Below are 12,996 nucleotides of genomic sequence, written 5' to 3'. Positions count from 1 at the left end.
CATCTTTCATATTCGCAACAACTTTTTGAAATATTTATATGTCCATATTTCAAAATTATTGTTTTCAATTATTTTTTCTTGTATATTTTAAATGAGGTGATTGCTTTGAACGGCTTTGAAAAAGTGAAAGAAAAGAAAAAACGTGCCATTAAAGATGCGGCCTTTAAACTATTTTCAGAACGTGGATTTAATGAAGTGAAAATAGAACATATTGCAAAAAAAGCAAACGTTTCTCAAGTTACAATTTATAATCATTTTGGAAGTAAAGATGCGTTATTTAGGGAGCTTATACAAGAATTTATAATATCTGAATTTCAATATTATAAAGATCTTGCAGAAGAAAACTTACCTTTTCATGATATGATGCAAAAAATGATTGTAAGAAAAATGAATACTGGCGGGTTATTTCAGCCTGATATGTTACTACAAATGATGCAAAGAGACGAAGCGCTCAGAGAATTTATTTATAGTTATCAAAACGAAAAAATCCTGCCTTGGTATTTAGAAATATTAGAACAAGCACAGCAAAAGAATGAAATTAATCCACACCTTTCAAAAGAAATGATGTTACTTTACATTCAAATGTTCACTCAGTTAGGTGATGATTTCGGGGCACAACTTCTTGAAGGAGATCGAGAAAAACATATACAAGATATAGTCACTATGTTTTTTTACGGCCTTTCTGTTCCACAAAAATAAAAAAGACACGAAATTCGTGTCTTTTTTATTTTACAGGAATAACTCTACCCGTTTCACTACTTTCAATAGCTAATTGAATCACTTTAATAACATCTAAACCTTCTTCTGCCCTTACAGGTGGTTTCTCACCATTTACAATACTATCCCTTACACCTTTATAATACATTTCATAACAGCCGACTTCTGTCGGCATACGTACTAATTCTTCTTCTGTTTCTATAGTAGCAAAATTCTCTTCAGAGTCTGCACCATAACCATTATCTCCTGGCTTCATTCCTTCTTTTAATTGTTCTTCCTGTGAATCCATACCATACTTCACAATAGAACCTTTATCTCCATGCAGTGTAAAATGTGGACCTGCTTGCTTTACGTAACTGCTACTATGTAAAATGACACGCTTTACTCCGTAATGAAGTATAACATGGAAGTAGTCATCAATTTCAGCACCTGGTCGTTGCTTTATTACATCAGCATTTATCGCATCTGGTTTCCCAAATAATGATAATGCTTGATCAATTAAATGTGAGCCTAAATCATATAAAATTCCCGATCCTGGTAAATTCTTTTCTCTCCAGCGATCACGTACATGTGGGCGGAAACGATCGAAATGCGCTTCATATGCGTATACATTCCCTATTCTTTTTTCTTCTAACAATTTCTTTATCGTTAAGAAATCATTATCAAAACGGCGATTGTGATACACACTTAAAACGACATTATGTTGCTTCGCTAATGAAATAAGTTCTTCTCCTTCTTCAATTGAAACAACGAATGGTTTTTCCACAACAACATGCTTACCATGTACAATCGCTTCTTTTACATATGGAAAATGAGTTGTATTCGGTGAAGTAATAACTACTAAGTCAATATCAGCACGACTTACTAATTCCTCAATTGTGCCAACAACTTCAGCATTTGGTAATGCTTGTTTCACTACTTCTTCTTTTGATGATAAAATAGCACGAATATCATATTCTTCTATCGTTTGTAATAACGGGATGTGAAATGTTGTACTAGAAAATCCAAATCCTACAATCCCTACACCTATTTTTTTCATGTTGCCCCTCCATTTATCCCGCACTAACGGGCAGTAAAAGCCCAATTGGTTCAACTAATAATCAGTGGGGGATGAAGAAAACCCCCACTGATTAAAGTTTCACTTCATGAGAACGATTTCATTCCACTATTATAACAATATTATTTTTATATACATAATGATTTGCTTATAAAAAAGCATCTTGCTATGAATGATAGCAAGATGCTTCCTTTACTCCGTTCTTTTCTTCGTCCACGTTTCTACAACTTCACCAGTATCATTAACATCTAATACTAAACTACCGTTACTATACCGGTCTTTATTTCGATACGCTTTCGGATCAATCTCTTCTACAATGTGTTTCTCTGTCTTCATGTAAACTAGTTCATCGTCTCGAACAATTTCAATACCGACAATTCGGTACGGATTACGTTTTAACTCTTTGAAAATAACAAGACCTCGCTTCGCCCTCGTTGATTTCTCAATTTCTGATGCTTTTAGACGTTTTACAGCACCACGCTGCGTTACGAGAATAAGTTGATCTTTGTCACCATTTAATGGTTTACCAGAAGCGACATAGTCATCTTCTTTTAAATTAATTGCTTTCACACCAGCGGCTCTTACACCAACTGGACTTACTTCATCTTCATGGAAAATAAGTGCATATGCACCATGAGTTGCAAGAACAATATCACTCGTTCCATCTGTCGCAAATATATCAACAACTTCATCTTCTTTTTTCAAGTTTACAGCGACGAACGCTCTTGAATAACGTTGCACTTTATACTGGTTTAATTCGGTTTTCTTAATCATACCGTTTCGTGTAACAAATACGATAAATCGTTTTTCTTCTTCAAAATTCGGTACGACGGTCGCCCAGATAATCATTTCATCCCGCTCGAGTGAAACGAGATTCGCAACGTGTTGACCTAAATCTTTCCAACGGATTTCTGGCATTTCATATACAGGAAGATAAATATAATTTCCTTTGTTCGTAAATAAAAGAACGGTTTCTGTCGTGTTTGTATCGAAACGCTCAAGTAAGATGTCACCCTCTTTCATACCGAAGTCTTTCCCGTTCGATGCATTATGTGAACGCCAACCTGTTCGTTTCACATATCCTTCTTTCGTTACAGTAACGATGACATCTTCTTGCGGAATCATAACTTCCACATCGATTTTAATTTCCTCAATTTGTTCTTCAATAATAGCACGGCGATCATCACTATATGTTTTCTTTACTCTCTTCAAATCTGTTTTAATAACTTGAAGTAGTCTTTTTTCACTTTGTAAAATCGACTGTAACTCTATAATTTTCTTATTAAGCTCATCTGCTTCTTGTTCTAGCGCCGTAATATCTGTATTCGTTAAACGATATAATTGCAGCGACACAATTGCTTCTGACTGTGCTTCTGTAAATCCAAATTTCGCACTTAAATTATCTTTCGCATTACGCTTATCTTTAGAAGCACGGATCGTTTCAATCACTTCATCTAAAATCGATAATGCTTTCTTTAAACCTTCTACAATATGTTGACGATTTTCTGCTTTTCGTAATTCATATTGTGAGCGTCTTGTAACAACTTCTTTCTGATGCCCAATATATGCATCCAAAATCTTAGGTAATGTCATAAGTGTCGGACGACGATTATTTATCGCTACCATATTAAAGTTGTATGGAATTTGTAAATCTGTATTCTTATATAAATAATTTAAAATACCTTCAGCATTTACTTCTTTTTTTAATTCTACAACGATGCGAAGACCTGTACGATCTGTCTCATCACGCACTTCAGCAATTCCATCTAGCTTTTTATCTAGACGTAATTCATCCATTTTCTTAACAAGGTTTGCTTTATTTACTTCGTACGGAATTTCTGTAATAACGATTTGTTGCTTCCCACCACGAATCGTTTCAACTTCTGCTTTTCCGCGAATAATAATTTTACCTCTCCCTGTTTCGTACGCTTTTTTAATACCATCAATCCCTTGAATAATACCACCCGTTGGGAAATCTGGTCCTTTAATAACTGTTAATAAATCATCAACAGTACTATTCGGCTTATCAATACGCATCATCGTCGCATCAATTACTTCTCCAAGGTGATGCGGGGGAATTTCTGTTGCATAACCAGCTGAAATCCCTGTCGATCCGTTCACTAATAAGTTTGGGAACATTGCTGGTAATACAACTGGTTCTTCACTCGTATCATCGAAGTTTGACACAAATTCTACTGTTTCTTTATCAAGGTCACGTAATAACTCAGATGCAATTGGTGATAACCGTGCTTCTGTATAACGCATTGCCGCTGCTGGATCGCCATCAACACTACCATTATTACCATGCATTTCAACTAAAACATTACGTACTTTCCAAGTTTGACTTAAACGTACCATCGCCTCATATACAGAGGAATCACCGTGTGGATGGTAGTTACCAATAACATTACCTACTGTTTTAGCTGATTTACGAAACGCTTTATCATGTATATTTCCTTCTACATACATAGAATATAAAATACGTCTTTGTACCGGTTTTAAACCGTCACGCGCATCTGGAAGCGCGCGGTCTTGAATAATATATTTACTATAACGTGCAAAGCGATCACCTAACACGTCTTCAAGCGGGAGGTCATGAAACTTCTCTGCTTGCATGTTATTCCACCTCCGTCTCCATAATCATTTCATTTTCTAAAATATTTCCCTCTTCTTGCATACCAAATTGTACATTTCGTTCAATCCATTTACGGCGAGGTTCTACTTTATCACCCATCAATGTCGTAACTCGACGCTCAGCTCTTGATGCATCGTCAATTTTCACACGAATTAACGTACGTGTTTCAGGATTCATCGTTGTCTCCCATAATTGATCGGCATTCATTTCACCAAGTCCTTTATAGCGCTGCAACATATAACCTTTACCGACCTTTTTTGTTACACCATCTAATTCTTCATCAGACCATGCATATTCAATTACTTCACTTTTCCCTTTTCCCTTACTTACTTTATATAAAGGTGGAAGTGCGATAAATACTTTACCAGCTTCAATAAGTGGCTTCATATAGCGGTAGAAGAACGTCAGTAGTAACACTTGAATATGTGCTCCATCCGTATCTGCATCGGTCATAATAACAACTTTATCATAGTTAATATCTTCAACAGCGAATTCATTCCCTACGCCGCCGCCAATTGCATAAATAATTGTATTAATCTCTTCATTCTTAAAAATGTCAGCAAGCTTTGCTTTTTCCGTGTTAATTACTTTACCACGTAATGGTAGCACCGCTTGGAAACGTCGGTCTCGACCTTGTTTCGCAGAACCACCGGCAGAGTCACCCTCTACTAAATACAATTCGTTTTTCTGAGGATTACGTGATTGTGCAGGTGTTAACTTCCCGCTTAAAGTACCTTCTGATTTTTTCTTCTTCTTACCAGTACGTGCTTCTTCTCTCGCTTTACGAGCAGCCTCACGTGCTTGCGCTGCTTTAACTGCCTTTCTCACAAGAAGTGTAGCAACATCCGGGTTTTCTTCTAAAAAGTAAGCTAAATGCTCAGATACAATTGCATCAATTGAAGAACGAGCTTCACTTGTACCTAGTTTCCCTTTCGTTTGCCCTTCAAACTGAAGTACTTCTTCTGGTACACGTACAGAAACGATAGCCGCTACACCTTCACGAATATCTGTACCTTCTAAGTTTTTATCTTTTTCTTTTAATAACGATACTTTACGAGCATACTCATTGAACACACGCGTCATTGCTGTTTTAAATCCAGCTTCGTGTGTTCCTCCGTCTTTTGTACGTACGTTATTTACAAACGAAAGAATGTTTTCTGAATAGCCATCGTTAAACTGGAATGCTAACTCTGCTTCAATTCCGTTTTGTTCACCAGTGAAGTATACAACTGGATGAATCGAATCTTTCTCTTCGTTTAAGTATGAAACGAAAGCTTCAATTCCTGTTTCATAATGAAATACATCCTCTAAATCATTACGTTCATCTTTTATCGAGATTTTCATTCCTTTTAATAAGAATGCAGATTCACGTAATCTTTCACATAATGTTTCATAATTGTAATTTGTTGTACTGAAAATAGTTGTATCTGGTTTAAAATGTATTGTTGTACCAGACTCTTTTGTCTTCCCGATTTTCTCTAACGTCGTTGCAGGAATACCACCATTTTCAAAGCGTTGTTCATAAATATTTCCGTCACGTTTAATCGTTACTACTAACCATTCTGACAAGGCATTTACAACTGATGCCCCAACACCGTGCAAACCACCACTTGTTTTATAGCCACCTTGACCAAACTTACCACCAGCATGAAGTACAGTTAAAATGACTTCAGGTGTCGGTTTCCCAAGTTTATGCATTCCCGTAGGCATTCCTCGCCCTTTATCAATAACACTAATACTATTATCTTTATGTATTACGACAGAAATTTCGTCGCCAAATCCCGCTAACGCTTCGTCAACGGAGTTATCTACTATTTCATATACTAAATGATGCAATCCACGGCTGTCCGTACTCCCGATATACATACCCGGGCGTTTTCGAACAGCTTCAAGTCCTTCTAACACTTGAATTGCATCTTCATTGTATTGGAACTGATGCTTCGCCAAACTCCTTGCCCCTTTCCTAATCAAATCAGAACATATGTTTCTATTATAGAATAACGCCTAACCTATCGTTTTGGCAAGTTATCTTATCTCTTTTATATACCATTTTCAATAGAAAAATCCTTGTTTTTTCACAAGGATTCCTCTAGGCTACTATTTCAGAAAAATAATCGTTTGTCAACGAGAAATGGATATGTATTCCAAGATTATACATTCCATACCTTTATCATGATCCAAATGATCAATATCCAAAACGGGATAACAAGTAACAATCCCCAAAAACAGCCTTTAAAAAATCTCATGATGAACACCTCGTCCATCGGCCCTACTTATGTATATTGTGAGGGCTGAATCAATCTTTTTATCTTTAAAGTCTATACTACTTTGTCATCGCATGCTCTACTTTAATACAACGATCCATTATTACAGTATAGCCTTTTTCTTGTAAAAGTTTATATGTATCTTCATCTTGTACTCCTAATTGTGCCCAAAAAACATCTGCATCAATCTCTACAAACTCTTTCGCAACATCCATTAAAAATTCTGAACGGCGGAATACGTTTACGATATCAACATGTTCTTTAATATCCTTTAGTGAAGGAACTGCCTTTTCTCCAAGTACTTCATCAACTGTTGGATTTACCGGTATAATGCGGTACCCCGCGTCTTGCATTGCTTTTGAAACCATATACGATGTACGTTCTGGTTTATCTGATAATCCAACAACTGCGATTGTTTTGCTTTTCTTCAATACTTCACCAATTTCCGTACGAGTTGGGTTTTCAATTGTCATAATTAATCCCTCCTATACCTTTAGTATAGCCGATAAAGAAAGTCTCTTTCAACATGAAAGAGACTTTCTTTTATTCCGATTATTGATTCTTTGTAGCTGAATTATCTGCTAATGTAGCTGTTTTCGTCATTTTTTGACCGTTGCGATAGAATGTAACTTCTACTTTCTCGCCTACTTTTTTCTTTTCATATAAATATTTACGGAATTGAAGTGAATTTTCTACTTTTTGATCATCTAACGCTACTACTATATCATATTGCTCTAAACCAGCTTTTTCTGCCGGAGATATTGGATAAATTTTACCTAATACAACTCCATTTGTTACTTCTTTTGGCACTTTTAATTGATTTACTGCATAAGCTTGCACATCTTCTAATGAAACGACACCGACTCCTAGTGCTGGACGTTTCACCACTCCATCTTTTTCAAGTGATTCAATAACTGGTTTTGCGATGTTAATTGGAATTGCAAAACCAATACCCTCTACTGATTGCTGAGCTATTTTACTTGAGTTAATACCGATTACCTCACCGTTTTGGTTAAATAGTGCACCACCACTATTACCAGGGTTAATCGCTGCATCTGTTTGAATAACTTGTGCTTGCCAATCAGGACGTTTATCACCATCAATATCAACTGGAATTTCACGCTCTTTACTACTGATGATACCTTCCGTTACACTTCCATCAAATCCTAATGGATTACCGATTGCAATTGCTTTCTCACCCGCACGGATTTTACTGGAATCACCTAAACTTGCAACTTTATTCACATTAGCTCCATCAATCTCTACAACAGCTAAGTCCAACCAAGGGTCCTTACCAACTAATTTTGCATCGACTTGCTTTCCATCGCTTAGTTTAACGGCAAGTTTATTTGCACCATCTACTACGTGGTTATTTGTTACGATATATGCTTTATTTCCTGCCTTTTTATAAATAACACCTGAGCCTGTACCAGCTGTTTGTTCTTGGCCTGCCTGTTGCATCGCAAATGGATCAACACTTTGTTGCATATTAATCACACCAACAACAACATCCTTCGCGCCCTCGATCATTCCCGGTAAATCAGTTTCATTTTTCGCTTTATTTACAACTGGAACTACAGTTCCTTCTACTTGTTTATTAGAATTGAATGACGAAACAGCTGCACCATTATTTTGCACCCATGGCATGTACGGTGCTGCAAAACTAATTGTAACAGCCCCGACTACAGCTCCAACTAAACCTGTAAAAAAGTATCCTTTTTTACTACCTGATTTTTTCATTTCTCTCGTTTCACTATGCTCTTCATTTAAATTCGGTCCGTCGTAATATCCCATGTTTTATTTCCCCTCTCTGGTGAACTCGTACTTTCAGTATAGTCACTTTTTGTGTCCTTCTTGTGAACTCATCGTGAAATCCAATTTAAAAAATACTCCTATCTATCATTGTAGACAAGAAAAGTATTTTTTGTACATTCCACCTACAAAGGAGAGTATAAATTTGCTATATCCCGAAGCTAAAGTGCATAGTAACTTAAAGGTTATTCTTCAAATTTATAACCCACTCGAATGACAGTACCGATATGCTTCGCTCTATCTCCTAGCTTATTTCGCAGTTTTTTAATATGTGTATCAACCGTTCGATCATCGCCGTAGTAGTCATATCCCCATAACTGATCTAATAAATGTTGACGCGACAACACAATTCCTTTGTTCTCCATTAAATAAACAAGAAGCTCAAACTCCTTATGTGTCAATATAATTTCTTCTCCCTCTACTAAAACTGTTCTAGATAGTCGATTCACTTCTATTCCAGCTAAAGACATAGCATTTTCTTCAGTTACTCCTACCGCACCATCCGCACGTTTCAATAATGTCTTTGCTCGAGCTACTAACACTTTCGGACTAAAAGGTTTTGTTACATACTCATCTGCACCTAATTCGAACCCTAGTAATGTATCATCCTCATCTGAACGTGCTGTCAACATAATGATTGGTACTGCTGATTCTTTTCTAATTCGTCTACAAACAGACCATCCATCTATTTCTGGTAACATAATATCTAACATAATTAAATCAATTTCATGCTCTGCAAATAATTCTAACGCTTTTTTTCCGTCTTCTGCTTCGATTACTTCAAAGCCTTCATTACGAAAATAATCACTAACGATTTCACGTAATCTTCTTTCATCTTCAACAAGTAATACTGTTTTATTCATATAATCTATCCCGCCTTTTTACTCTTTCAATCGAATAATACGTTGATTGGAGCTTCCGCGAAATGGAAGTGTTAAATCTTTTTTCTCGATTTCAAATCTTCCATCGACTAAAACATCCCCATAATGTAACAACTCTATCATATCATTATTTTGAGAACTCTGTATCTCTTCTAACGTATAACCTGTATACACCCATAGATTTTTTTTCAAATCTTTCACAGCTTTTGCTACTTTTTTCACTTCAGCAGCTTGGAAGAATGGATCTCCACCTGAAAATGTTACATCAGTTAATGGATTACTTGCAATCTCTTTCACAATTTCTTCTACTGTCATTTCAGTCCCGTTGCAAACATTCCAAGATGCCGGATTATGGCACCCGAAACAACGATGCGGACAGCCCGCAAAAAACACGACTGTCCGCAATCCTTCTCCATCTACTACACTATCATGAATGATGTTCATAACTTTCATTTATGCTTCACCCGATCCATCTCTTCACTACGTTTCGCACTATTCCACTTCGACATATCTCCTACAAGATAGCCCGTTATACGGCGAATTCTTTCTATATTAGCCTCATCTTCATTTCCACAGCTTGGACATTCATTCCCAATAACTCCATGATAACTACAGCACTTACAACGATCAACTGGATGATTAATTGAACCGTAGCCAACGCCTTTCTCTGCCATCGCTTGCACAATTTGCTTTAATGCCTTTTTGTTATGCATAGCTACTCCGTCTAGTTCAATATACGTAATATGTCCCCCGTTACATAGGGCATGGAAAGGTCCCTCTAAACGAATTTTATTTATCGCTTGAATGTTATAATAAACTGGGATATGGAATGAATTCGTATAATAATTATGGTTCGTTATACCGCTAATCACACCAAATTCCTCCCTATCTTTTTTCACAAACTTCCCTGATAGCCCTTCGGCAGGAGTTGCAATTACTGAGAAGTTCAGTTCATGTTCTTCTGTCGCTTTATCCATTCTATCTCTCATAAAGGAAATGATTTCATACCCGAGTTTCCATGATTCTTCATCTTCTCCATGATGCTTTCCTGTTAAAGCTACTAAACATTCCGCAAGACCGATAAAACCAAGACTTAACGTCCCTTGTTTTAAAATGGATGCTACAGAATCTTCAGGCTGTAACTTTTCTCCACCGCGCCATACACCTTGTGAATATAAAAATCGAAAATCTCTCGCTCGCTTCGTACATTGATACTCAAATCTCTCTAATAATTGCTTAATTCCTAAATCTAAATAATAATTTAACGCTTCAAAGAACGCTTCTTTTGAACCACTAATTAACGCTAATTTCACTAAGTTTATAGACGTAAATGATAAATTCCCTCTTCCAATCGCTGTTTCTTCTCCATGTATATTAGACATAACACGAGTACGACATCCCATGTAACATACTTCACTTTCCGGTCGTCCATCATAATGCACTGCATTAAATGGCGCATCTAAAAATGAAAAGTTAGGGAATAATCGTTCAGCCGTTGTCTCTAACGCTAATTCAAATAAATCATAGTTCGAATCACATTCTTCAAAGTTCACACCTTTTTTCATTTTAAAAATTTGAATAGGAAAAATTGGTGTTTCCCCTTTACCAAGACCCGCTTGTGTCGCTTTTAAAAGCTGTCTAACCAATAACCGTCCCTCTTTTGATGTGTCTGTTCCATAGTTAATAGAAATAAACGGTACTTGTCCCCCGCCCCTACTGTGCATACTATTTGAATTGTGAATAAACGCTTCACACGCCTGATACGTATCATTTTCTGTTTCTTTCCATGCAAATTCTTCTATCTGTTCTTTTGTAAGCGGATATGACTGTAATCGTTTCTTATGTCTCGCTACTGTTTTTCTCACATATGGAGCTAAATCAATATCAAAGAGTGCAAACGATTGACCACCGTGCTGCATATTTTGATTCGCTTGAAAAATAATAGACGAAAGAGCCAATGCACTTTTAATGTCTTGCGGTTGTCTCATATGTCCATGTCCGGTATGAAAACCGTTAGCAAGCATTTGTGCTAACGGAATTTGCGAACAAGTCGTCGTTCCTGTCGCATAAAAATCCAAATCATGTGGATATAATATATTTTGATCTATCGCTTTTTTCACTTGATCTGATAGTAAATTTGCTACAGCATAATACTTTGCGCTCTCAGATGCGAACGTTCCCATCACTCCCATTGGAGATCGGCCATCTACATTTGCATTTTCCTGCATTAAATCTTGTTCATTACCGTGGATAATTGTCTCAAATACTTTCATTAATTCTTCTCCACGTACATTTTGTTTCAACATTCATAACCCTCCACCAACATGTTGTTGTCTTTTGATTAAAATCATACAACATATAGTTCTAGTGTATTTATGAAAAATGTAACATTCCTGTGAAAGTTTTTTTAAAAATTAATGACTTTTTCATTTGTAAAAAAGAAATGTGCTCTTTACAAATGTATGGTACAATATACGGGAAAAACTCTTTTTACCCTTTATCAACACATTTGTATAAAGGAGACTGAACTCATGATTATTACATATCTTTTATTTATCGTTGCCTACTTACTTGGCTCGATTCCGTTTGCATTAGTCGTTGGAAAAATTGGCTATGGAATTGACATTCGTGAGCATGGAAGCGGTAATTTAGGCGGAACAAATACATTCCGTACACTAGGGAAAAAAGCAGGTTTTATCGTTACAATTGCTGACATTTTAAAAGGTACATTAGCAACAAGTCTACCGATTATTTTCGGGTTAGATGTTCACCCACTATGGTTTGGATTAGCAGCTGTTCTTGGACATGTATATCCAATCTTCGCGAAATTCCGCGGGGGGAAAGCAGTTGCAACTTCTGCTGGGGTGCTATTATGCTATTCACCTGTTGTTTTTGCAATATTAGCTGTTGTCTTTTTCAGCCTTTTATTTACAACAAGATACGTATCACTTTCTTCTATGGTAACAGCTGTCGTTGCTGTTATTGCATCAATTGTTAGCGGGGATAAAATCTTCATTATTGCGATGTGTTTATTAGCAGGTATGGTTATTTATAAACACCGTGCAAATATCGGACGAATTATAAATAAAACTGAACCGAAAGCAAACTTTTCAAAAAAGCAAAAATAAGATCGTAACCCACCTAACGCAAAAAGAAAACGTGAAGCATATTAATAGCGTCTTTTTGCGTTATTTTTTATACTAAAGAAAAAGCAACATAATTTGGAGGAACTATACATGAATCTTTCCGTAACAAAAGAAGCAGCACAATGGTATAAAAACGAATTACACTTACAATCGGGTGAAACACTACGCCTTTTCGTACAATACGGCGGTTGCAGTACTGTGCAAAAAGGACTTTCTTTAGGTATTCGTAAAGATGACCCTGCGCACCCTGCTGTTCAAACTCAAGAAGAAGGTATTAACTTCTTTATTGAAGGCGATGATGAGTGGTTCTTCGATGGACATAATTTATCTGTTACATTTAACGACGGTGATGATTTCCCCCAATTTAATTATGAAAAATAAAAAAAAGAGGCTGTCGCGCGTTCGTTCTTTACTTTACTTTACTTTACTTACTTTACTTACTTACTTACTACTACTACTACGTACTACTTAATTACTTATTACT

11 protein-coding genes are annotated in these 12,996 nt (G+C 36.3%); 3 read left to right on the top strand and 8 right to left on the bottom strand.

Going from position 1 to position 12,996, the window contains the following annotated elements; all coding sequences use genetic code 11:
- The first annotated feature begins 105 nt into the window (after positions 1-105).
- Entirely contained in the window at positions 106-699 is a 594-nt protein-coding gene (locus CDB3_RS06515; RefSeq protein WP_128853822.1) for a TetR/AcrR family transcriptional regulator, read from the top strand.
- A gap of 25 nt (positions 700-724) precedes the next feature.
- Here the strand turns inward: CDB3_RS06515 and CDB3_RS06510 are convergent, their stop codons facing one another.
- From CDB3_RS06510 to CDB3_RS06475, 8 genes are all read right to left on the bottom strand, one after another.
- Complete coding sequence (locus tag CDB3_RS06510; RefSeq protein WP_128853821.1) at positions 725-1,756, bottom strand: oxidoreductase; 1,032 nt, start codon at positions 1,754-1,756, stop codon at positions 725-727.
- A gap of 210 nt (positions 1,757-1,966) precedes the next feature.
- Entirely contained in the window at positions 1,967-4,390 is a 2,424-nt protein-coding gene (parC, locus tag CDB3_RS06505; protein ID WP_128853820.1) for a DNA topoisomerase IV subunit A, read from the bottom strand.
- Position 4,391: 1 nt separating this feature from the next.
- Positions 4,392-6,356, bottom strand: coding sequence for a DNA topoisomerase IV subunit B (gene parE, locus CDB3_RS06500; protein ID WP_001062190.1), 1,965 nt, complete (start codon positions 6,354-6,356; stop codon positions 4,392-4,394).
- A 376-nt stretch (positions 6,357-6,732) separates the two neighbouring features.
- Positions 6,733-7,146: a CoA-binding protein gene (locus CDB3_RS06495; RefSeq protein ID WP_098763347.1), complete on the bottom strand. Its 414-nt coding sequence runs from the start codon at positions 7,144-7,146 to the stop codon at positions 6,733-6,735.
- 79 nt (positions 7,147-7,225) lie between these two features.
- A complete protein-coding gene (locus CDB3_RS06490; protein ID WP_128853819.1) occupies positions 7,226-8,467 on the bottom strand; it encodes a S1C family serine protease in 1,242 nt (413 codons plus the stop codon).
- A 203-nt stretch (positions 8,468-8,670) separates the two neighbouring features.
- Complete coding sequence (locus CDB3_RS06485) at positions 8,671-9,348, bottom strand: response regulator transcription factor (protein ID WP_097829057.1); 678 nt, start codon at positions 9,346-9,348, stop codon at positions 8,671-8,673.
- 18 nt (positions 9,349-9,366) lie between these two features.
- Positions 9,367-9,819, bottom strand: a complete 453-nt coding sequence (gene nrdG / locus CDB3_RS06480) for an anaerobic ribonucleoside-triphosphate reductase activating protein (RefSeq protein ID WP_128853818.1) — start codon at positions 9,817-9,819, stop codon at positions 9,367-9,369.
- Positions 9,816-11,672 (bottom strand): anaerobic ribonucleoside triphosphate reductase, encoded by a 1,857-nt coding sequence (locus CDB3_RS06475; RefSeq protein WP_128853817.1) that lies wholly within the window; start codon positions 11,670-11,672, stop codon positions 9,816-9,818. Before CDB3_RS06475 ends, nrdG begins: the two co-directional genes overlap by 4 nt.
- Before the next feature lie 225 nt (positions 11,673-11,897).
- Between CDB3_RS06475 and plsY the strand changes: the two genes are divergently transcribed.
- On the top strand, positions 11,898-12,494 hold the full coding sequence (gene plsY, locus CDB3_RS06470) for a glycerol-3-phosphate 1-O-acyltransferase PlsY (protein ID WP_097902766.1): 597 nt from the start codon (positions 11,898-11,900) through the stop codon (positions 12,492-12,494).
- Positions 12,495-12,602: 108 nt separating this feature from the next.
- Positions 12,603-12,893, top strand: a complete 291-nt coding sequence (locus CDB3_RS06465; RefSeq protein ID WP_097829061.1) for a HesB/YadR/YfhF family protein — start codon at positions 12,603-12,605, stop codon at positions 12,891-12,893.
- Positions 12,894-12,996 lie beyond the last annotated feature (103 nt).

It is taken from the genome of Bacillus sp. CDB3 (assembly GCF_002081505.1).
GTDB classification, from domain to species: domain Bacteria; phylum Bacillota; class Bacilli; order Bacillales; family Bacillaceae_G; genus Bacillus_A; species Bacillus_A cereus_AT.
Note: the sequence above shows the minus strand (reverse complement) of the source record. Positions and strands in the feature narration are given on the sequence as shown.